Here is a 23,093-nt window from a genome sequence, read left to right as displayed (position 1 = left end):
CTAATTACTCACTCTTAACGTTAAACGGGTATCTTTGCCCACTTTACGTTCATCGATTAGGTTAATCTTTGGCACATCAGACATCGCCTGATAATCATCTAAGGCGAGCATATTACGCCCCTGTGAGCCTAAGATCTTCATCGCCTGATAAAGTACTATCTCGTCGGCCAGCCCTTGATTCACAAAAGCCCCCGCAAGTGTTGCCCCGGCTTCAACCAATACCGAATTGCAGCTCTGGCCAAGTAAGTCCAGCAGCGCATTAAGGTCGATACGGGAATCCATTGCTGGCAACACCTGACTTTGAACATGGCTTGGCCAAGCAGCCTGTACACTTTGTGGATACGCCTGAGTCGACACCAATAAAATAGGGCTCTCAATTTTAAACAAGTTTAGATCATTACCAAGGCGTGCATGACTGTCTAATACGACTCGCAGTGGCTGATGAATTTCTGCAGGAGCTAGCTGATTCGCCAGCGAGCCTAACTCACTGTGGCGCACATTTAAACTCGGGTCGTCGGCAAATATAGTCTCAACGCCTGTCACTAAGGCGCAGTGGCGCGCCCGCAGTCGCTGTACATCACTGCGCGCTTCTGGGCCTGTGATCCACTTAGACACGCCATTAGACAAGGCGGTCTTACCATCGATACTGGCGGCAAGTTTTACCGTCACCCAAGGCAGGCCCTTTTCCATACGCTTTAAGAAGCCTAAGTTGACCTGTTTCGCTTCTTGGGTCATCAAGCCAACATCGACTCGAATCCCTGCTTCACGCAACATGGCAATACCGCGACCACTAACTTCAGGATTAGGGTCGGTTACGGCAATAACCACTCGGCTTACGCCGTGTTCGATAAGCGCCTTGGCGCAAGGTGGTGTACGGCCGTAATGGCTACAAGGCTCAAGTGTGACGTAAGCGGTAGCGCCTTTAGCATCACTACCAGCCATACTCAGGGCGTAAACTTCCGCGTGGGGACCGCCAGCACGTATATGGTAGCCCTCACCTACTATCTCGCCATCTTTAACGATAACGCTGCCCACACTTGGATTTGGACGGGTGGTGTACATGCCCTTTTGTGCCAACTCAATGGCGAGGCTCATCATTTGACTGTCTTCGATAGACCACATAATGGCGGCGATTCCGATTGTTCGATTGATGAAGGGGGAAGCGCTGCACTTCCCCCCGTTTGCGTAGGTTACTTTTGCAGTTTGGCGATCGCTTCCCCAAACTCTGAGACGTCTTCGAAGGCACGATAAACAGATGCGAAACGAATGTAGGCAACCTTATCTAGGTTGACTAATTGGTCCATCATCAAATTGCCGATCATCTCTGATTTCACTTCACGCTCGCCAGTGGCACGCAAAGTCGACTTAATCTTAGTCAATGCCTGTTCGATTTGGTCCATAGATACAGGTCTTTTCTCTACGGCTCTTAACATACCGCCACGCAGCTTTTCTTCATCGAAGGGCTGGCGACTGCCATCTTGTTTCACCACGCGAGGCATCACAAGCTCGGCCCCTTCGAAAGTAGTAAAACGTTCATGACACTGAACACACTCTCTACGTCGACGCACCTGATGGCCGTCAGCGACTAATCGCGAATCAATCACTTTTGTGTCAGTTGCGCTGCAAAATGGACAATGCATTTAGCCTCCGTTTAGAAAAAAATGTTATGACTCACTGGATTTATACCTAACCTACTAATTATGTCACCTTTGACAAGAATTAAAATGTGATAGGTACGACTTAAAACCTCAGAAAGTATGCTCTATTACATACAAAAATGGCCGCATAAATGCGGCCATTGGAGTCTAACTGATTTAACGCGTAAGGTTAACCGTAAACAGGGAACTTAGCGCACAATTCCAGAACCTGAGCCTTAACGCGTTCGCTAACAGCAAGATCTGAAATATCATCTAAGATGTCACACATCCAGTGAGTCAACTGCACACACTCCTGCTCACCAAAACCACGACGTGTGATTGCTGGAGAACCAATACGCAGACCTGAAGTCACAAAAGGTGAACGTGGGTCGTTTGGTACTGAGTTCTTATTTACTGTGATGTTCGCGTTACCAAGGGCGGCGTCAGCGTCTTTACCTGTGATGTCCTTGCTGATCAAATCTAACAGGAACAAGTGGTTATCAGTACCACCAGAAACCACGTCATAGCCACGTTCGATAAACGTACGAGCCATCGCCTTAGCGTTAACCACTACTTGCTCTTGGTAAGTAGTGAACTCTGGGTCTAGCGCTTCTTTAAATGCAACCGCTTTAGCAGCGATAACGTGCATCAAAGGACCGCCTTGACCGCCTGGGAATACTGCAGAGTTTAGCTTTTTGTAGATCTCTTCATCATTGATTGATGAAAGGATCAAACCACCACGTGGGCCAGCAAGTGTCTTATGAGTTGTGGTTGTCACAACGTGTGCGTGCGGCATTGGGTTTGGATAGATACCAGCAGCAACTAGACCCGCAACGTGCGCCATATCAACGAATAGGTATGCGCCCACTTTATCAGCGATTTCACGGAACTTGCCCCAGTCGATAATACCTGAGTAGGCACTGAAACCGGCGATGATCATCTTTGGCTTGTGCTCAAGCGCTAAACGCTCAACTTCAGCGTAATCGATTTGACCAGTCGTTTCGTCAATGCCGTACTGAACAGCGTTATATAGCTTGCCAGAGAAGCTCACGTGAGAGCCGTGAGTTAGGTGACCACCGTGGGCTAGGCTCATGCCTAGAACCGTGTCGCCGCCTTGAAGTAACGCCATGAATACCGCTGCGTTAGCTTGAGAGCCAGAGTGTGGTTGAACGTTGGCATAAGTTGCACCAAACAGCTCTTTTGCACGTGAAATAGCTAACTCTTCAACAATATCGACATGCTCACAACCACCGTAGTAACGCTTACCAGGGTATCCTTCGGCATACTTGTTGGTTAGCTGAGTACCTTGTGCTTCGATTACGCGAGGACTTGTGTAGTTTTCTGAAGCAATGAGTTCGATGTGCTCTTCTTGACGGCGCGTTTCATCTTCAATTGCTGCAAATAGTTGTGGATCGTAATCCGCGATATTCATATCTTTTTTCAGCATTACTCACTCCAGCTGTAAAGTCTTGTAATAGGGTTGCGCGGTATTCTACAGCGCATTCGATCACAATCCCAGCATTTACAACATGAAATTACTTGCAATTCTAGATGAGTGAGTTTCGTAAAAAGGGTTAATCGGCATAAAAGTGGACTCGTCAACAATCTAGGACAACGGCCTAAATGTTCACGTTAAACAACGCTAATTCAGATTTAAGTTCTGCAGCGGATCTTGTAGAATTGCCGCCATTCCCGATTCAAAAACAGTCAAAGAGAAATAACATGGCTCAGTTTGTATATAGCATGCTTAGAGTGGGCAAAATTGTTCCGCCTAAGAAACAGATCCTTAAGGACATCTCATTAAGTTTTTTCCCTGGCGCTAAAATTGGTGTTTTAGGCCTTAACGGTTCAGGTAAATCTACCCTACTGCGCATCATGGCCGGTATCGATACCGAAATTGAGGGTGAAGCGCGCCCAATGCAAGATCTTAAGATTGGTTACCTACCACAGGAACCAAAACTAGATCCAAACCAAACCGTACGTGAAGCGGTAGAGGAGGCGGTAGCCGAGGCAAAGAATGCATTGGTTCGTTTAGATGAAGTCTACGCCCTTTACGCCGAGCCAGACGCCGATTTCGATGCTCTTGCTAAAGAGCAAGGTGAGCTAGAAGCGATTATTCAATCTCAAGATGCCCATAACCTCGATGTGGCACTAGATCGTGCGGCAAACGCACTACGCCTTCCTGATTGGGATGAGAAAATTGAGGTGCTATCAGGTGGTGAACGTCGTCGTGTGGCAATCTGTCGCCTGCTACTTGAAAAGCCAGACATGCTATTGCTCGATGAGCCAACCAACCACTTGGACGCAGAGTCAGTTGCTTGGTTAGAGCGTTTCTTGCAAGAATACACAGGAACAGTTGTAGCGATTACCCACGATAGATACTTCCTTGATAACGCTGCAGGCTGGATCTTAGAACTTGACCGTGGTGAAGGTATTCCATGGGAAGGTAACTACTCTTCATGGCTTGAGCAGAAAGATGCGCGTCTACAACAAGAGTCGGCCACCGAAAGTGCTCGTCAAAAGACCATTGCCAAAGAACTTGAATGGGTACGTCAAGGCTCTAAGGGCCGTCAGTCTAAAGGTAAGGCGCGTATGGCTCGCTTCGAAGAGCTTAATACCAACGACTACCAAAAGCGTAATGAGACTAACGAGCTATTCATTCCGCCAGGACCACGCCTAGGTGATAAGGTTATTGAAATTAATAACCTCACTAAGTCTTATGGCGACCGCGTATTGATCGATGACTTAAGCTTCTCAGTTCCTAAAGGCGCGATTGTCGGTATTATCGGTGCCAACGGTGCGGGTAAGTCAACCCTATTCAAGATGATCTCTGGCGCTGAGCAACCAGATAGCGGTAGCGTTGAGCTAGGTGAGTCGGTACAGATCGCATCGGTTGAACAGTTCCGTGATTCTATGAATGACAAGAACACCGTTTGGGAAGAGATCTCTGGCGGCCAAGATATCATGCGCATCAACAACACAGAAATTCCAAGCCGTGCCTATGTAGGCCGCTTTAACTTCCGTGGTGGCGATCAGCAAAAGATCATTGGCACTCTATCTGGTGGTGAGCGCAACCGTGTGCACTTAGCTAAGCTGCTACAAGCGGGCGGTAACGTACTGCTTCTCGACGAACCAACCAACGACCTAGACGTTGAAACGTTACGTGCACTTGAAGAAGCGCTACTTGAGTTCCCAGGTTGTGCCATGGTGATCTCGCACGACCGTTGGTTCCTAGATAGAATCGCGACCCACATCCTAGACTACCGTGATGAAGGTAAAGTGAACTTCTACGAAGGTAACTACACCGAATACTCAACTTGGTTGAAAGACACCATGGGTACCGATGTTATTGAACCACATCGCTTAAAGTACAAGCGTATGGTTAAGTAAGTTTTACCACTCGATTTAAAAGGAGGCCTCGGTCTCCTTTTTTATTACACAGCTCCAATGCTGTCATTTAATCTCCAACCGCTCTACTTCCATAAACAAGCCTCTAAATATAATCTGCACAAAAAATTCGCAGTTCAATAACAAAAAGCTTAATAATTATGCCAAAATGCCATTTGGTATAAATTAGCCAATCGAAATAGCAGCGGTTTCTGTCGCTAGAATAATAACAAGACGCTATTAATGGACGATAATGCAATGGACGATAAAGCTAACGCAACTAAGGTGGAAGATAAAGCTGACGCGACGACGGTGGAAGATAACACGCTAAACACCTCATCCACTTCAGGGAGCAATCCCCCAGTGGAGACTCAGGCTCAAGTTCACACTCAAACTAACAAGTCCAGCGGCTTCTTAAACAGTATCAATCACTTTCGTGGCATCGCCATTATCTTTATCGTTATGGCCCACTGCTACCGCCCTGCTGGCTGGCAGATAGAAACCTTCGCCGACAAGGCTTGGTTTAACTTGATGATGAATGGCACGGTGTTTTTTGTGTTTATCTCAGGTTTTTTGTTCCACCACGTGTTTTATCACCGCTGGGACTATAAGAAGTATATGAAGAGCAAAACCAAGTTTGTTTTTCTGCCCTACCTTCTACTGTCACTGCCTTGGATTGTTTGGCATATCACGGTCGGCACCGATCCTATGATGCATAAAGAGCTCGCCGATATCACCGCGCCTGCACAAGCCGCTAGTTGGTATGTCATCACCGGCCGCACCCTTACCGCTTATTGGTATATCCCCATGGGTATGATGCTGTTTGCACTGTCTCCTTGGGTCATGTATCTCATTAAGAAACAACAAGTACTCTACTACGCCATTCCGCTGTTATTGATTGCCATCATGGTGCATAGACCGATTTCTAACCTCAACGCGATCCAGTCCTTAGTCTATTTTTTACCTGTGTACTTGCTTGGGGTTTGGGGTTCAGCCCATCGCGATAAGCTGTTTCCATTTATCGACAGGTATTGGTTGCCGATGTTGCTGGGTGGCATTGCCTTAGCACTGATCCAAGCTGAGTATTTCGGTGCTGGGGTATTGAATAAAGCCCCATTTGAGATGACAGTACCGGACCTAATGCTGCCGCAAAAAATCCTACTGACCTTAGTCATACTGGCAATTTTAAATAAGTTTGAACATATCTCGATTAAGCCATTACAAAAACTGGCCGAGGTCAGTTTTGCCATCTACTTTATCCACCCTTGGATCACCACACCTTGGTGGATGATCTACGACAGCCCAGATCTATTCGGTCTCGCGGGTCAAGGCAATATCTTTACCACCTTAATCGTTACCCTTGTGGTAGTAACCATCTCATACATGATTGCGATAGTGATAAAGAAACTGCTCAGTAAGCGTAGCCGCTATCTGATTGGTTGGTAATGACGGACATGAACCTAAGCTAGAACTAAAAATAACAACAGCACCATCAATAAACACTGCTCATAATAACGATTAATAAGAAACTAAAGATTATGCTCAAAGCCCTACTTTACACCACAGTACTCGTTGGCCTATCAGGTCAGTTAAGCGCTAATGAAACCAGCCACTATCAGTTTGATGGCCCCTATGTCATCCAAGACAAAAGTGCTGTTCAAAGTGCATCCCAACAAACTGCCTACTGGATCTGTAATAGCAAACTGACGAGTTACCAAGTAAGTCAGCACTCGCTAAAGCGACCAGAAAACTGCGGCAACTTGCCTGAGCCGCTGCTCACCGATGATGTCAAACAAGTCATGCCTGACAGCTATGATGGCGTGAAAAAAGTCGTTGCCCTCAGTGATGTCCATGGCCAATACGATGTGTTAATCACCCTTCTTAAGAATCAAAACATCATCGATGCCGATAACAACTGGGCCTTTGGCGATGGTCATATGGTGATGACTGGCGACATGTTTGATCGCGGCGATCAAATTAACGAAGTGCTGTGGTTTATGTATAAGTTAGACAGGCAAGCCAAAGCCGCTGGCGGCATGCTGCATTTGCTGATGGGTAACCATGAGCAGATGGTGCTAGGTGGTGACTTAAGGTACGTCCATGAGCGTTATGACTTAGCCAGTAAACTACTCAACAGAAGCAACGATGCTCTCTATGGCGAAGACACAGAGATTGGCCAATGGCTGAGAAGCAAGAACACCCTAGTCAAGATTAATGACGTACTCTATATGCATGGCGGCATTAGTAATGAATGGCTCGAGCGTCAGTTGACTATCGCAGAGGCTAACCAGTTATTTCGCGCTAACATAGGCCGGCCTAAGGCGGAGCTAAAACAAGATGACCTGCTCAGTTTTCTGTTCTACGGCAATGGCCCCACTTGGTATCGCGGCTACTTTTCAGATGCCTTTACAGAAGCAGAGCTCGACAAGATACTCAGCTATTTTGACGTTAACCACATCACCGTGGGGCACACCTCTCAAAAACAGGTGTTAGGCTTATTTGATAATAAGATTATTGCTATCGACAGTAGTATTAAACTTGGAGAACAAGGTGAGCTGCTACTTATCCATGAAGGAGAGTTAACTCGCGGTCTTTACGATGGTTCTCGCCAATCACTCTAATATTAGCCCCTAACAATTAGCACGACGAGTATCAGAGAAGAGTCAACCAGCCCGATGGTTGACTCTTTGCTTTTAGCTGCTATTAACATCTAGGCAGACTTCAGGGCAATTTTGACGTTTAGTTCGTTAAGGTCACTCACTCTATACCTCCCCAAACTGCTACCTATGCAAACCTCACGATAACAATATTTCAAGTTTGTAAAACTTGCTAATGCATTGATCTAAAAACGTAAAACGTTAACTTCTAATTTTCTTTACTTTACATTGCTTTACTCTATATCAGTGTATTTTTCTCTAAAATAATCCCAACTTTGGCTCTGTTAAGTAATCACTCATGAAACCATCTTATTACCTTGTTCCCATATTGCTCATTGTTGTTGGCGCAATTTCCTATAGTAGTTTCTCAGAAGCGAAACGCACCGATAACAAGGAACGCCCAGTCCGTACCGTGCCCGTCGTCACTGGCATCGTTGAGCAACATGAGCTTTCTCAATCACTTTCTCTAATAGGTAAACTCGATGCAGAGCAATCGGTCTTTATCGCACCGCAAATTGCTGGCAAGATTAAGTCGATCCGAGTCAATACTGAGCAGGAGATAGACCAAGGACAAATATTAGTGCAGCTTGATGACGCCAAAGCACAAGCCGCTCTAGCCGAGGCCGCTGCTTACCTAGCCGATGAGAAACGTAAACTGAAAGAGTTTCAGAAGCTTATCGATCAGAACGCCATCACTAAAACAGAAATTGACGCCCAAAAAGCCAGTGTCGACATGGCCAGTGCTCGCTTAGCCGCGGCTCAAGCCGATCTAGATTACCACTATCTCAGTGCACCGTTTTCAGGCACGGCAGGCCTTATCGATTTTAGCCAAGGTAAAATGGTGAGCGCAGGCACAGAGCTACTCACTCTCGATGATCTCTCAAGTATGCGCCTCGATTTACAAGTGCCTGAGAACTACCTATCACAGCTCAGCGTGGGCATGTCAGTGAGTGCTAACAGCCGTGCTTGGCCGCAAAAGGAGTTTATCGGCAAGGTGACAGCCATCGACTCACGTGTAAATCAAGATACCTTGAACCTCAGGGTTCGAGTGCAATTTGATAATCCAGCCCACCAGCTAAAACCCGGTATGATGATGTCAGCAACCTTGCTGTTCCCAAGTATTGCAGAGCCGGTGATCCCAGTACAGGCACTTGAGTACTCAGGTACTAACCGCTTCGTCTATGTAATTGGCGAGGACGGTATTGCAAAGCGCACCAAGGTGACGCTTGGTGCTCGCGTTGAAGATCAAGTACTCATCAGTCAAGGCCTGACAATTGGCGATAAAGTAGTAGTACAGGGACTCGTCAATATGCGTGATGGGCTAATGGTCAAGGATCTTACAGAGCCTGCATTGGCACAAAAAGGCGCAGTAAAAGACGCTGAAGAACAGCAAGCAAGGGGAAGCATCTAAATGTGGTTGTCCGATGTTTCAGTAAAACGCCCTGTCGTTGCCATAGTACTGAGTCTACTGCTTTGTGTTTTCGGCGCCGTATCATTTAGTAAGCTTGCCGTGCGCGAGATGCCCGATGTGGAAAGTCCGGTTGTTACTGTAATGACCACCTATGAGGGGGCTTCTGCCACCATCATGGAAAGCCAAATAACCACGGCACTAGAAAGCGAATTAACTGGTATTAGTGGTGTCGATCAGATTGAATCTATCACCCGCAACGGCATGTCGCGTATTACCGTGACCTTCTTGCTAGGGTGGGATCTCACCGAAGGGGTGAGCGATGTACGCGACGCAGTAGCCCGTGCTCAAAGACGCCTACCAGACGAAGCCAATGACCCGATTGTTTCAAAAGACAACGGCTCTGGTGAGCCTGCGGTATATGTCAATTTAAGCTCATCGGTTATGGATAGAACCCAACTGACCGATTATGCCCAGCGCGTACTAGAAGACAGATTTAGCCTTATCTCCGGCGTGAGCAGTGTTAATATTTCAGGCGGCTTATATAAGGTGATGTATGTACAGCTCAACCCAGAGCTGATGGCGGGACGAAATGTCACCGCTGGTGATATCGTCAGTGTTTTAAATAGAGAGAACGTCGAGACCCCGGGCGGTGAAGTGCGAAATGACACTACTGTGATGGCGGTGCGTACAGCACGCTTGTATCAGACTCCCGATGATTTCAACTATTTAGTACTACGCACTGCAGCAGATGGCTCGCAGGTGTATCTAAAAGATGTCGCCAATGTGTTTATTGGTGCAGAGAATGAAAACTCGACCTTCAAGAGCGATGGCGTGGTCAACATCAGCCTAGGCATAGTGCCTCAATCTGATGCTAACCCCCTTGAAGTTGCACAAGACGTACATAAAGAAGTGGAGCTGATTCAGAAGTTTCTGCCCGAAGGCACCAAGCTGATTGTCGATTATGACTCTACCGTATTTATTGACCGCTCGATTGATGAAGTTTTCAGTACGCTAGCCGTAACCGCTCTACTGGTTGTGTTAGTGCTGTATATCTTCATCGGCCAAGCAAGGGCAACTCTGATCCCTGCGGTGACGGTTCCGGTGTCACTCATTTCCGCCTTTATCGCCGCTAACATGTTTGGCTACTCGATTAACCTACTGACCCTAATGGCGCTGATCCTATCTATTGGCTTAGTGGTCGATGATGCTATCGTGGTAGTTGAGAATATCTTCCATCATATTGAAAAGGGCGAACCACCGATCTTGGCCGCCTATAACGGCACCCGAGAAGTTGGCTTTGCCGTTATGGCAACCACGGCGGTACTGGTGATGGTATTTCTACCTATCTCCTTTATGGAAGGCATGGTGGGGCTACTGTTTACCGAGTTCTCGGTCATGTTGGCCGTATCTGTGCTGTTTTCATCGCTGATAGCCCTTACTCTCACACCGGTACTGGGTAGTAAGATCCTCAAAGCCAACGTTAAACCTAACCGTTTTAACCTCTGGGTTGAGTCAATATTTACTCGTCTTGAAAACTTCTATCGTAAGATGGTGACCAAAGCCGTTTCACTCAGACTGGCTGCGCCACTGGTAATTATCGCTTGTATCTTAGGCAGCGGCTGGTTAATGCAGCAGGTGCCAGCCCAGCTTGCGCCGCAAGAAGACAGAGGGGTAATTTTTGCCTTTATTAAGGGCGCGGAAGGTACCAGTTATAACCGTATGGCAGCCAACATGGAGATTGCCGAAGATAAACTGATGCCGCTACTGGGTCAGGGGGTAGTGAAATCATTCAGCATTCAAGCCCCAGCCTTTGGTGGTCGTGCTGGTGACCAAACGGGCTTTGTGATCATACAGCTCGAAGATTGGAATGAGCGTACAGTCAACGCCCAGCAAGCTCTTGGGATTGTGGCAAACGCCCTAAAAGGCATTCCCGATGTGATGGTGCGACCGCTACTACCTGGCTTTAGAGGCGGCTCAAGCGAGCCAGTGCAATTTGTTCTTGGCGGCTCAGATTATCAAGAGCTGTTCAAATGGGCGCAACTACTGGAGGAGGAAGCACTGTATAGCCCTATTCTCGACAGCCCTGAGATCGACTATAAAGAAACCTCACCAGAGCTGGTGGTAACCGTCGATAAAGAGCGCGCCGCTGAGCTTGGAATAAGTGTAGCCGAGGTATCTGAGACCCTAGAGATCATGCTCGGCGGGCGCAGTGAAACTACCTTTGTTGAGCGTGGTGAAGAGTACGATGTTTACCTTCGTGGCGATAAGAACAGCTTTAATAACGTGGCGGACTTAAGCCAGATCTATATGCGCTCGGCCAAAGGCGAGCTGGTAACTTTAGATACCATCACCCATATTGAAGAGGTGGCATCGGCGTTGAAACTGAGCCATAACAACAAGCAAAAATCGATCACCTTAAAGGCCAACTTAGGTGAAGGTTATACCCTGGGAGAAGCCCTGGATTTCTTAGATCAAAAAGCCATTGAGATGCTACCGAGCGACATTTCAGTTGCCTACACCGGCGAGTCTAAAGACTTTAAAGAGAATCAAAGCAGTATCTTTATCGTATTTGGCTTAGCCTTGTTGGTGGCCTACCTAGTATTGGCTGCGCAGTTTGAGAGCTTTATCAACCCGCTGGTGGTGATGTTTACCGTGCCAATGGGGGTATTTGGTGGCTTCTTAGGCCTGTACCTGACCGGACAAGGCCTGAATATCTACAGCCAGATTGGCATGATCATGCTGATAGGTATGGTGACCAAAAATGGCATCTTGATTGTTGAATTTGCCAATCAGCTAAGAGACAAAGGACTTGAGATTGAGCAAGCGATTATCGATGCCTCGGTAAGACGCTTACGCCCAATTCTAATGACCGCCTTCACCACGCTTATCGGCGCGATTCCGCTTATCCTTTCGACAGGTGCAGGCGCGGAGAGCCGCATCTCTGTCGGTACAGTAGTGTTCTTTGGTATGGCCTTTGCCACCTTTGTCACCCTATTAGTTATTCCGGCTATGTATCGCTTAATTTCTACTGCAACTAAGTCTCCTGGTTTTGTTGAGTCGCAGCTTAATCAGGCGATTGCTGAACACCAGAAGACGCTAATCAGTAAATAAGATAAGCAGCAAATAACATTAACAAAATAAGGAGCTAAGCCTTTCGGCTCGGCTCCTTTCGCTTCACCCGCTCTAACTTAAGCCATCCGCAAGCCACTTATCTCGATCAACTCGAACCAATCACTGAAAACTTGGCTTGGTACTAGGTGAGTGATTCTTATCTATACTTAACACTTATTGTCATCCGTCAGGTTATGCCTATGCAAAAACCACAGCCGAACGTTCTAGAACCCATGTTATATGAAACCTTTAATATCAATGGTCAATTTATAACGGAGCGCCGTACTCGCATAGATAGGCGAGTCAACGAACAAAACAATAGGCTTGATTTGTATGACCGCCGCCAAGCCCCCCAAAGACGCATGGCTCATGTAGACCTCTATATTTAGCATCATTAACTATCGCGGTTAACATCACCAATAAAACAGCCTTTATCGTGTTGTTATATCGATAATCTCTCGCTAAAAGCGTCGCTATTTTTACGCCTATGCAATAGTATTCTTTATACTCTAGTGCCCTTTGCAGTAGCGCACACACCTTAATTTTCAAGCTAACCAAACGAGCATACAGTGAAAAAAATAGCCCTATTTGTCGATGTGCAAAACATCTATTACACCTGCCGCCAAGCCTATGGCCGCCAATTTAATTACCGCAAACTTTGGCAACATCTCGGTTATGAAGGTGAAATTACTGCGGCTACCGCTTATGCCATTCATCGTGGTGACGATGGTCAGCTTAAGTTTCAAGACGCACTCAAGCATATCGGCTTTGAGGTAAAGCTTAAGCCTTTTATCCAACGCAGCGATGGTTCTGCTAAGGGAGATTGGGATGTGGGGATCACTATCGATATTATGGAAGCCGCTAGTGAGGTTGACGCAGTGATCTTACTCTCTGGTGATGGAGACTTCGATCTCTTGATGCAAAAAATTCACCAAAAATATGGTGTCGAAACACAAGTGTATGGTGTGCCAAGCTTAACGGCAAAATCACTTATCGATTCTGTAAATCAGTTTCATGAGATAGATAACAGCCTACTCCTTTAACCGTTTTGGCTGGTTAAGCACCAGATTTAGAGCAATTAACGAGCCATAAGTCACTTTATTCGCCCTTTCATGTCATAAAATTACAAGATAAGGAAGATAGATCCAACTTTCGAGCGAATTCTCAGCCAACCCTAGCGATTGTTAGAGCAAGATCACACCTTTATACCATTAGTGTTGGTACTTTAATTACCAGAAAAGATAACAACTTTTAACATTAAGCGTATAGGTGATTCTTATGGCTGCTAAATTTTTCATCCCATCTGTCAATATCTTAGGGCAAGACGCCGTCACTGAAGCCATTGGTGACATCAAGTCACTGGGCTTCAAAAATGCATTAATTGTTACAGACAAACCACTCGTCGAAATCGGTCTTGTCGCCCAAGTCACCGACAAACTTGCCAGCAATGATATTCGCTCGGTGGTGTTCGATGGCGTTCAGCCAAACCCAACTGTTGGCAACGTTGAGGCGGGTCTTGAGATCTTAGCCGCTAACAACTGTGACTTTGTCATCTCTTTAGGTGGTGGCTCACCCCACGACTGTGCAAAAGGCATCGCACTTGTTGCCACCAACGGCGGCAGCATTAAAGACTATGAGGGTTTGGATGTCTCTACTAAGCCACAGCTTCCCCTCGTTGCGATTAACACCACGGCGGGCACTGCAAGTGAAATGACCCGTTTCTGCATCATTACTGATGAAGAGCGTCATATCAAGATGGCTATCGTCGACAAGAACACCACACCAATCTTGTCAGTTAATGATCCTGAACTAATGCTACTTAAGCCTGCCGGCCTAACGGCTGCAACGGGTATGGATGCACTGACTCACGCTATCGAAGCTTATGTTTCTATCGCGGCGAACCCTATTACAGATGCCTGTGCAATTAAAGCTATCGAGCTTATTCAGGGGAATTTGATTGAAGCGGTTGAAAACGGTCAAAGCATCGAAGCACGTGATCAGATGGCTTATGCCCAGTTCCTTGCGGGTATGGCATTTAATAACGCTAGCCTTGGCTATGTTCATGCCATGGCGCATCAATTAGGTGGCTTCTACGACTTACCTCATGGTGTATGTAACGCGCTGTTACTCCCCCATGTTCAGGCCTATAACGCACAAGTTGTTCCTAGTCGTCTGAAAGATGTAGCTAAGGCAATGGGCGTTGATGTGTCGGCAATGACTGACGAGCAAGGTGCAGAGGCTGCGATTACCGCAATTAAAGCCCTCTCCGTAGCGGTAAATATCCCAGAAAACCTCACCAAACTAGGTGTGAAGGCTGAAGATATTCCGACACTTGCCGACAACGCCCTAAAAGATGCCTGCGGGTTAACAAACCCTAAGCAGGCAACCCATGAGGAGATCTGCCAAATCTTCACTAACGCACTTTGATACTGAGCCTCTGTTAATTGGGTAAGAGGTAACGGTAGCAGGCAAATTACGCTCCCAACAATGAGCTTGCTATCGTTCACTTCTCACTTCAGCGGCCTATTACTGAAATATAATCATTTGTAAACTTAACTTATAAAGAAGTAAAAAATCTAAAATGATGTAAAATCCAGCACAACATCACTATTTAAGACTATTTTAATTTTAAATGGTGATACAAAGGGATACATATTTGGTATAATCGACTGGTTCGCTTTTTCCCTGCAAAAGTTAAAGCAAGCTTAGAAGCCCACTCCTTGGAGTGGGCTTTTTCCTTTCGGCACTTTCGGCACTTTCGGCACTATGGTCATCGCTATTCAGTCGCAACGCTCCCTAGATATTCATAACTAAGTTTAAACGCCCAGTTCAAACCACCTGCTTAAACGGCTAGGCTTAACCTGTCAATAAAGCCTTAATTGTCCCTCACAATGAACACTTCTGGCCTTTCGACCAGCATCGCCTGATGACGCCGCAGAAGCATTGACTGCGGCGCAGATTAGAAGTTGCTGTAAAGACGAACTCTACTGAAGATGGTGGGGTTAACAATAAAAAGGCCTGCTATCAAAGCAGGCCTTCATTCTACAGCTAGCACTCTACAACTAGCATTCTACTGTCATAAGTTAATTGCCTGTCTTGCAGCCTTAAGACTGACCTTTCACCTTTTCTCGCATCTTCTGCATAATGACGTAAAACACTGGCACCAACAATGTACCTACGATTGTGGCCGCTAACATGCCGCCAAACACTGAGTAACCAAGGGCGCGGCGGCTACCGGCTCCAGCTCCTGTAGCGATAACCAGTGGTAGTACACCTAACAGGAAGGAGAATGCCGTCATCAGTACCGCACGAAAACGCAGCCTTGCCGCCGTCTCGCCCGCTTCAAGAATACTCTTGCCCTCTTCTCGTAGCTGCTTAGCAAACTCTACAATTAAGATGGCGTTCTTACAGGCGAGGCCAATAAGCAACACCAAACCAATCTGGGCGTAGAGGTTTAAGTCTGCCCCCACCAGCAAAATATTGAGGAATGCACCCAATACCGCAATCGGTACTGCTAGGATAACCGCAAATGGAATGGTCCAACTTTCATATTGCGCAACCAAAAACAGATAGGTAAAGATTAACGCTAGGCCGAAAATCAGTGGCGCGAGATTGCCCGCCTTAATCTCCTGATAAGTTTGTCCCGTCCATTCAAAGGTGTAACCCGTAGGCAGAGACTCGTTAGCCGCACGCTCCATCGCGCTAATAGCATCACCAGAGCTAAAGCCTGGCGCAGGGAAACCGTTGATGGTGGTCGAACTGAACATGTTGTAGTTGTTCATCACATCGGGACCAAGGATCGGCGTAACCGTCACCAGCGTACTCAGCGGCACCATCTCCCCAGTATTAGAGCGTACGTAGAAGCGTGATATATCTCGGTCTGAATTACGATACTCAGACTCAGCTTGTAAGATAACCCTAAACACCTTACCAAAACGGTTAAAGTCGTTGACGTACATAGATCCAAGCATAGTTTGCATGGTCGCGAATATCTCATTAAGCGAAACCCCCAGCGCCTTAGCCTTATCTCTATCAACATCAACAAACATCTGCGGTACATCGGCGCGGAAGTTGCTAAAGGCCATGGCAATTTCTGGCTGCTCATTGGCCTTCATAATCAAGGCGCGCATCACAGATGCCAGCTCTTGAGGACTGCGCCCTTGGGTGTCTTGCAGAACAAACTCAAAGCCACCGACACTACCCACACCAGGTATAGGCGGCAGTGAGAACGCCATCGCCTTCACTGCAGGATTAGCTGCATATTTAGCTTGCAGCTTGGCCACAATTGCCGACTCCACCATATCCGGAGAATCACGTTCATCCCAAGTCGACAGAGTAACAATCATCAAGCCACCGTTTGAAGAAACTGAGCCCGTTAAGATACTAAAGCCACTAGCGTGAATGACATTCTCCACTCCCGGCTCGGCAAGTGTCAGCTCCACCAGATCACGCATCACATCTTCGGTACGGTTAAGCGATGCACCATCGGGCAGCTGAATATCCACCATAAAGGCTTTTTTATCTTCCATGGGGACAAAGCCCGACGGTAAGATTTTGGCGACACCGCCCGTAAGCAAGATTAAGCAGGCATAGACAATGCCCACTAATACAAGCTTGCGTGTCAGTGACGACACTAGCTTCATATACTTACCAGTAAAGCGTTCAAACTGCTTGTTAAAGGCCGCATGAAAGCCTTTTTCGTGCAGTTTAGGTGCTCGCAATAGTGAAGCACACAATGCTGGACTGAGAGTTAACGCGTTAATCGATGAGATTAATACCGCAATACAGATGGTTACCGAAAACTGAGCATACATCTGGCCGGTGATCCCCGGCATCACCGCTGTTGGTGCAAACACGGCTAGCAGTACCAAAGTGGTCGCAACAATGGGACCGGTTACCTCTTTCATCGCCTTAGAGGTCGCCTCTTTGGGGGATAACCCCTCGTCTTGCATCAGACGGGTGACGTTCTCCACCACAACGATAGCGTCATCTACTACGATACCGATAGCGAGAATAAGTGCGAATAGCGAAACTGTGTTGATGCTCATACCAAACAGTAACAGGAAGGCAAACGTACCGATAAGTGATACTGGAATGGCAATCCCAGGCACTAAGGTTGAACGCGCATCCTGCAAGAAGATGAACACCACAAAGACCACTAGCGCAATTGAGATAAACAGAGTCTGTACTACCTCTTTAATTGAGGTCTCAACGAACTCAGTGGTGTCGTATAGCACTTCATACTCTAAATCATTGGGAAAACGCTCCGATAACTTCTCCATCTCGGCTTTAATCGCCTTACCTACCTCCAATGCGTTTGCATCCGGAGACTGGTAAATAGCAATAATCGCCGATGGCTTGTTATTTAACTTACCTTGAGCATCATAGGTTTGAGAGCCAAGCTCTACCCGTGCTACATCACCAACGACCACTTTTGAGCCATCGTTATTAGCGCGGATCATCACATCATAAAACTCTTGAGGATCTTTAAGGCGACCCTTTGTCTGCAAGGTGTACTGGAACTGCTGATCGGGATCCACTGGTGCAGCGCCAATCCGCCCCGCTGCCACCTGAATATTTTGCTCCTGCAGCGCGCCGATTACATCGGTAGCGGTCACCCCAAGGCTTGCCATTTGATCGGGATCGAGCCAAATACGCATCGCATAATCGAGTGCACCGATAACCTGCACCTTAGACACACCATACTGACGCGCCAGCGCATCTTTTACATTAAGACCGGCATAGTTAGTGATAAACAGTGAGTCGAAGGTTTCATTAGGGGAAACAAGGTTCACCACCATCAACATGTTGGGGCTCTGTTTCTCAACCTTCACCCCTTGACGTTTCACCTCTTCTGGCAAACGCGGCATCGCCTGTTGCACACGGTTTTGCACCTTTACCTGCGCCATATCCGCATCGGTACCCACATCGAAGGTCACATTTAGCGAGTAACTACCATCGTTAGCACTCTTAGACTCCATATAGAGCATGCCTTCAACACCGTTAACTTCGGCTTCAATAGGCTGAGCAATGGTGTCTTTAACGATATCGGCACTGGCACCAGAGTAACTGGTTGAAACACTCACCTGGGGCGGTGCAATTTCAGGAAATTCTGCAACCGATAAAACTGGAATCGAAATCAATCCGACCAAAGTCAAAACGGTTGAGATCACAAAGGCGAACTTGGGCCTATTAATAAAAAATTCACTAATCATGACATTCCCCTGTCAGCCCAAATATTAAGGCTTGGCAGCTCATAATGCTGCTAATTACGAAGTGAACGAACAAAGATATTGGTCTCATTTCTCACTCCGATTATGATTTTTCATCTTCTTTGAAAGGCACTACTTCTTGCTCCACCGGGTTAACTTTGATGCCGGGGCGGATCTTCTGTAACCCCTCGACCACAATACGATCACCATCTTCTAAACCACTCAGCACTCGCCACTCAACACCGAAACGTTCGCCAAGCTCAACCACACGTTTTTGCACTTCATCTTGATCATTTAGCACCATTACAAAACGGCCCTGCTGATCTTCTTGTACTGCCGCCTGAGGAATAAGCAGTGCATTTTCGGTTATTGGTGACTCAACAATTAAGGTTACAAATAGACCGGGTAACATCAGGCTATTGGCATTTTTAAAGGTGGCACGCACTGGCAAGGTACCTGTGGCCGCATCGACTCGGTTACCAATAAAGTCGATATGACCGACCTCATCGAACATGGTGCCGTTCGGTAGGCGCAATCGCATGACGAGATCTTCAATCTTCATGTCGATATTTTTAGCCTTAGAGAACTGTTGCTGTGCCGTGATTAGGCCTTTTTCTGGCACTTGAAAGTTGACCCACATTGGCTGTAGCTGAACGATATTTGCCATTTCAGTCTGAGGCGTGATGATGTCACCAATACTGACCTTTGAATGACTGACACGCCCTGAAATGGGGGCATAGACCTTGGTATAGCTAAGTTGAAGTTTGGCAGCATCGACTGCCGCCTCAGCCTGTACGACACCTGCCGCCGTTGTTAATTTGCGGCTAGTTAATTCATCCATATCCTGAGCACTGATCATGCCATCAGGCAACAAGCGACGACCACGCTCCCAATTCATCACAGCCACATCTCTAGAGGCTTTAGCCTGCTTTAATACCGCTTGATGCTGAGCAAGCTCCGCTTCATAGGTAGAAGGGTCGATTTCAAACAAGAGGTCGCCAGCACTAATATCTTCACCCTCAACGTAGCTACGCTTGAGTAATTGCCCCTGAATCTGCGGTTTTATCACCACATCTTCTGACGCTCTAGTACGGCCAACAAACTCAGACTTAGGCGTAATCATCTCTTTATGGGCGGTATTAACGATCACGCTGGGAAGCACGGCTTGCTGCGGCGCTGGCGCATCACCGCACCCAGAAATAACAGCGGCGCTGAGAATTAGCATCGACAACTTAATTTTTGAAACGGATGAAACGGCCATTTAAGCCTCCTGATAGATAGGATATGTGCTTTATTTTTATCCTGAAATTATAGGCTTAAGTTACACACAAAATAAACCTAATATCAGCAAATCAGTAACCATAGTAACAGATACGTGATATATAACCTGCTCAAACTGGCTAATAATCAAACTCAATGACTCTAGAAGATCGCAATTCAACTGTTGCTTTATTAGCCAAAGCAGCTACTTATTCCCCCTCATCAATAAAAGTGCGATCTGGGACAAAGTTATCAACGTAAATGTCATGGTAAACAGGAGGTACAGCGACTAAGGTTTTAACTAGCATATAGAAAATAGATAACAAGCTAACTTAATAGCATTTACTGATATGTAGATAAGTTTATAGAGTTGCTAAGTTAGCTAAACTTGGATATGCACAGAAAAACTATAGGTTTCAGTTAATTAATCGTTGTTCAAAGAAAAAGCATAAAATACGCCCAAACCACTAACGTGGTTGACCAAGTAAAAAAACAGTGCCTAAGATGGTACTAGTCACAGCGAACAGGTAGGTAATTTATGACAGCAATCTCTCATGTATACAACTACACAGTCCGATGCCCTCACATTAAGGATCCCGCGCACCCAACAAGCTGGCGCAATCATATTGAGTTGAACCGCTCATGTGAAATTGCACTCGACAGAATTACTAAGTGGCACGGCCATTCTGGCAACCGACTATTTGAACATGATGGATATGTTGTTAGAGAATGTGAGCAGGAGAAAGCCTACTTTGCCATGCAAAATAGTCGTCTCAAAGATGACAAACATGCCTTGGTCACGTTCAAAGTCTTTATGGATAACAAAACTAAAGATACCTCAGTGCAAGAGATCATGGAGCATGTTATCGAAGACTATAAGTCACGCTTAAGCAAGCTTTAATAGTAAGTCGGCATGCTTTACCAATAGAGCATGCCGCCTTTCTTTCACTGCAATAAATAGCGCAAGATCACACTTCTTACTTTCCTTCAGCAATTTCCCCCGTATTAGCTTAGTAAAACATAGGCTCCAAAAGGGTTGTAAAGTTTTATAAATAAAACCATAAGACATTAAAATTCAATAACATAAAAAAGATAACCCACAACTTTTAGCCATTTAAAGCTTAAAGCATCGAAAATTGCCGTTTTCCATATCTACTGCTACACTTTTTAAGCATATTTTTGGTGACTATTCTCGATATAGAACAATAGATAACCAAAGTTAATATTCTCGTAAAGTGCTGTTTAATCACTGGCATTGATTAATATTTATTTTACAGTTCCATCGACTTAAGGATTAAAAACTCATGCATGAAATGGCCAATATTGTCATCGTTGGTGGCGGCGCTGGTGGAATGGAGATCGCCACTAAACTCGGTCACCATTTAGGGCGTAAAGGAAAAGCGAGAGTCACACTGGTTGATTGCGCCGAAAGCCACATTTGGAAACCGCTTCTGCATGAAGTTGCCACAGGTGCATTAGACATAGGCATTGACGCGATCAGTTATCGTGGCCATGCAGCCAGTCACGGTTATCACTTCCAACAAGGAGCGATGACGGATATTGATAGAGAAGCAAAGCAGGTTATTCTTGCACCAATTAGCGATAACAAAGGCCGTGAGCTATTGCCCGCTCGTCGCATCGATTATGACTACTTAGTCATTGCCATTGGTAGCATAGCCAACGACTTTAATATCCCCGGCGTTCGAGAGCATTGCGTATTTTTAGATAGCACTGAGCAAGCGATGGAAATTCGCACCATGCTACTTAATAAATTTATGCGCTATGCTAGCCACCACCAACTCGATGACAAGATAAAAATTGCTGTCGTTGGCGCTGGTGCCACCGGTGTTGAAATGTCAGCGGAGATGCATCACGCCGTTGAGCAGCTACGCGGTTTCGGTTATAAAATCGATAGCAGCCTACTGGAAATTACCCTTATTGAGGCTGATGAGCGTATTCTACCTAAGGTAGAGAAAGAGGAGATCTCGGCCTCTGTCGCTAAAGAACTCACCGCTATTGGTGTGAAAGTGATGACCAACACTCGCATCAATCAAGTTACCGAAGAGGGTCTGCATACTACTGAAGGTGAATTTATTCCGTCTGATATGGTGATCTGGTCTACTGGAGTTAAAGCTCCAGATTTCTTGAAAGATATCGGCGGCCTTGAAAGCAACCATATCAACCAAGTGATGGTGCAGCAAAACATGCAAACCACTCGCGATCCAGCGATATTTGCTATCGGTGACTGTGCGGCTTGTCCACAAGAAGATGGCAGCTGGGTACCACCACGCGGTCAATCAGCCCGCCAAATGGCACTGATGACAGCAGACAACATCAAGTTACTGCTAGCTGGTAAACCCGCTTCAAATAACTATGTCTATAAAGACTTAGGTGCATTAGTGAACCTATCTAAGTTCCACACTGTGGGTAATTTGATGTCATTTATCGGTGGCGGCGTCATGGTAGAAGGTAAGATTGCTCGCTTTGTCTATACCTCACTTTATAGAAGGCATTTAATTGAGTTACACGGTCCGATTAAAGGCACCCTATTAATGTTTGCCAAAGGGATCAGCCGTATTATCCATCCACATTTGAAGTTGCACTAACTACTGTTCTGAATGTTGCTGGTATTGTGCCAGCAACATTTTTGCTTGCCCATCTGAGTTGGCTTGCTCAGCCCTGCGACACTTAAAAATCAAACTTCGTTTGATAAAAAATCCACAAAGACTCTATATCTTCAGGCTAAGAGTGGCCTCCAACAAAAGTGGTTCCAATGGCCTGCGGCCAGCGCATGTGCAGACACTTCTGAGGCGCGCAGCATTCTTTATGAAAGACAAGGTCTCTGGAAGCTCTGCGATGGCATCCATGCCATCGAAGGCCTCAGCGGTATCAGCACTGAGTTAGAAAAGCACATTCTTTGAGTTTAGTGTTATGACTAAAGGTCTAGCAGGTTATTGGGTATTAAAGCCTTATTGTTATAACGCCAAACTAAGGAGCAAATAATTAGCGTGGCTAAAACATGGAACCCAGTGACAAAAGCTAAGCTTTATCTGTCCAGCTTTAGTTTCTTATTATGTTCCAATTGTGACTTAAATATACCAATTAAGCTTAACCCAAAAACAATATAAAAAGCCTTAATTGAAGAAAACTCTATTACACTTGATACGTTATTTAGATGACTGTATAAAATTGAACTTGAAACAACCTCAACTGCGGTTAGCACGAACGGATAACAAATTAAGGTTAATCCTGACCATTTGGCAAGATGATAGTTCTCAGGCTTATTGATGAATAAAGATATAAAAATTAGTGATAGAGCCAATGTTATATTTGCAAACAATAAAACAAAAGAAGCTTTTTGTACCTGAATGTCACTTGCGCCACTAGCTTGAGGATATACTTCAATAAGTTCTAATAG

General features: G+C 46.0%; 16 protein-coding genes. 10 read left to right on the top strand and 6 right to left on the bottom strand.

The genetic code is table 11. The features are described 5' to 3' along the window. The 3 genes from ribD to glyA form a co-directional block, all read right to left on the bottom strand. On the bottom strand, nucleotides 1-1,122 hold the full coding sequence (gene ribD / locus K5Q92_RS07135; RefSeq protein ID WP_220768328.1) for a bifunctional diaminohydroxyphosphoribosylaminopyrimidine deaminase/5-amino-6-(5-phosphoribosylamino)uracil reductase RibD: 1,122 nt from the start codon (nucleotides 1,120-1,122) through the stop codon (nucleotides 1-3). Between the two features lie 68 nt (nucleotides 1,123-1,190). Then, complete coding sequence (gene nrdR, locus K5Q92_RS07130) at nucleotides 1,191-1,640, bottom strand: transcriptional regulator NrdR (protein WP_012154416.1); 450 nt, start codon at nucleotides 1,638-1,640, stop codon at nucleotides 1,191-1,193. A 187-nt stretch (nucleotides 1,641-1,827) separates the two neighbouring features. Further along, entirely contained in the window at nucleotides 1,828-3,084 is a 1,257-nt protein-coding gene (gene glyA / locus K5Q92_RS07125; RefSeq protein WP_220768327.1) for a serine hydroxymethyltransferase, read from the bottom strand. Between the two features lie 275 nt (nucleotides 3,085-3,359). On the opposite strand from glyA, the gene ettA reads away from it, so the two are divergent. The 8 genes from ettA to yiaY all read left to right on the top strand — a co-directional run bounded on the left by ettA (nucleotide 3,360) and on the right by yiaY (nucleotide 14,630). Then, nucleotides 3,360-5,027: an energy-dependent translational throttle protein EttA gene (gene ettA / locus K5Q92_RS07120; protein WP_220768381.1), complete on the top strand. Its 1,668-nt coding sequence runs from the start codon at nucleotides 3,360-3,362 to the stop codon at nucleotides 5,025-5,027. A 240-nt stretch (nucleotides 5,028-5,267) separates the two neighbouring features. After that, nucleotides 5,268-6,470: an acyltransferase gene (locus K5Q92_RS07115; protein ID WP_259649516.1), complete on the top strand. Its 1,203-nt coding sequence runs from the start codon at nucleotides 5,268-5,270 to the stop codon at nucleotides 6,468-6,470. A gap of 92 nt (nucleotides 6,471-6,562) precedes the next feature. Beyond that, nucleotides 6,563-7,645, top strand: coding sequence for a metallophosphoesterase (locus K5Q92_RS07110; RefSeq protein WP_220768326.1), 1,083 nt, complete (start codon nucleotides 6,563-6,565; stop codon nucleotides 7,643-7,645). A 334-nt stretch (nucleotides 7,646-7,979) separates the two neighbouring features. Further along, a complete protein-coding gene (locus K5Q92_RS07105) occupies nucleotides 7,980-9,092 on the top strand; it encodes an efflux RND transporter periplasmic adaptor subunit (protein WP_220768325.1) in 1,113 nt (370 codons plus the stop codon). Next, entirely contained in the window at nucleotides 9,093-12,203 is a 3,111-nt protein-coding gene (locus tag K5Q92_RS07100; RefSeq protein WP_220768324.1) for a multidrug efflux RND transporter permease subunit, read from the top strand. It begins immediately after the preceding gene. 200 nt (nucleotides 12,204-12,403) lie between these two features. Further along, nucleotides 12,404-12,592, top strand: a complete 189-nt coding sequence (locus K5Q92_RS07095; protein ID WP_220768323.1) for a hypothetical protein — start codon at nucleotides 12,404-12,406, stop codon at nucleotides 12,590-12,592. Nucleotides 12,593-12,772: 180 nt separating this feature from the next. After that, complete coding sequence (locus tag K5Q92_RS07090) at nucleotides 12,773-13,246, top strand: NYN domain-containing protein (RefSeq protein ID WP_220768322.1); 474 nt, start codon at nucleotides 12,773-12,775, stop codon at nucleotides 13,244-13,246. 235 nt (nucleotides 13,247-13,481) lie between these two features. Further along, a complete protein-coding gene (gene yiaY, locus K5Q92_RS07085) occupies nucleotides 13,482-14,630 on the top strand; it encodes an L-threonine dehydrogenase (protein ID WP_220768321.1) in 1,149 nt (382 codons plus the stop codon). Between the two features lie 677 nt (nucleotides 14,631-15,307). Here yiaY and K5Q92_RS07080 read toward each other — a convergent pair. Beyond that, on the bottom strand, nucleotides 15,308-18,418 hold the full coding sequence (locus K5Q92_RS07080) for an efflux RND transporter permease subunit (RefSeq protein WP_220768320.1): 3,111 nt from the start codon (nucleotides 18,416-18,418) through the stop codon (nucleotides 15,308-15,310). Between the two features lie 100 nt (nucleotides 18,419-18,518). Continuing rightward, nucleotides 18,519-19,676 (bottom strand): efflux RND transporter periplasmic adaptor subunit, encoded by a 1,158-nt coding sequence (locus K5Q92_RS07075; RefSeq protein ID WP_220768319.1) that lies wholly within the window; start codon nucleotides 19,674-19,676, stop codon nucleotides 18,519-18,521. Nucleotides 19,677-20,213: 537 nt separating this feature from the next. On the opposite strand from K5Q92_RS07075, the gene K5Q92_RS07070 reads away from it, so the two are divergent. Together K5Q92_RS07070 and K5Q92_RS07065 are read left to right on the top strand one after the other, a co-directional pair. Continuing rightward, nucleotides 20,214-20,576, top strand: a complete 363-nt coding sequence (locus K5Q92_RS07070; RefSeq protein ID WP_220768318.1) for a cytoplasmic protein — start codon at nucleotides 20,214-20,216, stop codon at nucleotides 20,574-20,576. A 403-nt stretch (nucleotides 20,577-20,979) separates the two neighbouring features. Next, on the top strand, nucleotides 20,980-22,281 hold the full coding sequence (locus K5Q92_RS07065; protein ID WP_220768317.1) for an NAD(P)/FAD-dependent oxidoreductase: 1,302 nt from the start codon (nucleotides 20,980-20,982) through the stop codon (nucleotides 22,279-22,281). Nucleotides 22,282-22,721: 440 nt separating this feature from the next. On the opposite strand, the gene K5Q92_RS07060 is transcribed toward K5Q92_RS07065, so the two are convergent. Next, on the bottom strand, nucleotides 22,722-23,093 hold a 372-nt coding region (locus K5Q92_RS07060), incomplete at its 5' end, for a hypothetical protein (RefSeq protein WP_220768316.1).

It is taken from the genome of Shewanella sp. MBTL60-007, from assembly GCF_019654915.1.
GTDB lineage: Bacteria > Pseudomonadota > Gammaproteobacteria > Enterobacterales > Shewanellaceae > Shewanella.
Note: the sequence above shows the minus strand (reverse complement) of the source record. Positions and strands in the feature narration are given on the sequence as shown.

Excerpts from the sequence above, each read along its gene's own strand:
- K5Q92_RS07110 (WP_220768326.1), top strand. The coding sequence starts at position 6,563 with ATGCTCAAAGCCCTACTTTACACCACAGTACTCGTTGGCCTATCAGGT.
- glyA (WP_220768327.1), bottom strand. The coding sequence starts at position 3,084 with ATGCTGAAAAAAGATATGAATATCGCGGATTACGATCCACAACTATTT.
- K5Q92_RS07105 (WP_220768325.1), top strand. The coding sequence starts at position 7,980 with ATGAAACCATCTTATTACCTTGTTCCCATATTGCTCATTGTTGTTGGC.
- yiaY (WP_220768321.1), top strand. The coding sequence starts at position 13,482 with ATGGCTGCTAAATTTTTCATCCCATCTGTCAATATCTTAGGGCAAGAC.
- K5Q92_RS07095 (WP_220768323.1), top strand. The coding sequence starts at position 12,404 with ATGCAAAAACCACAGCCGAACGTTCTAGAACCCATGTTATATGAAACC.
- K5Q92_RS07100 (WP_220768324.1), top strand. The coding sequence starts at position 9,093 with ATGTGGTTGTCCGATGTTTCAGTAAAACGCCCTGTCGTTGCCATAGTA.
- K5Q92_RS07070 (WP_220768318.1), top strand. The coding sequence starts at position 20,214 with ATGACAGCAATCTCTCATGTATACAACTACACAGTCCGATGCCCTCAC.
- K5Q92_RS07065 (WP_220768317.1), top strand. The coding sequence starts at position 20,980 with ATGCATGAAATGGCCAATATTGTCATCGTTGGTGGCGGCGCTGGTGGA.
- ribD (WP_220768328.1), bottom strand. The coding sequence starts at position 1,122 with ATGTGGTCTATCGAAGACAGTCAAATGATGAGCCTCGCCATTGAGTTG.
- K5Q92_RS07080 (WP_220768320.1), bottom strand. The coding sequence starts at position 18,418 with ATGATTAGTGAATTTTTTATTAATAGGCCCAAGTTCGCCTTTGTGATC.
- K5Q92_RS07075 (WP_220768319.1), bottom strand. The coding sequence starts at position 19,676 with ATGGCCGTTTCATCCGTTTCAAAAATTAAGTTGTCGATGCTAATTCTC.
- K5Q92_RS07115 (WP_259649516.1), top strand. The coding sequence starts at position 5,268 with ATGGACGATAATGCAATGGACGATAAAGCTAACGCAACTAAGGTGGAA.
- nrdR (WP_012154416.1), bottom strand. The coding sequence starts at position 1,640 with ATGCATTGTCCATTTTGCAGCGCAACTGACACAAAAGTGATTGATTCG.
- ettA (WP_220768381.1), top strand. The coding sequence starts at position 3,360 with ATGGCTCAGTTTGTATATAGCATGCTTAGAGTGGGCAAAATTGTTCCG.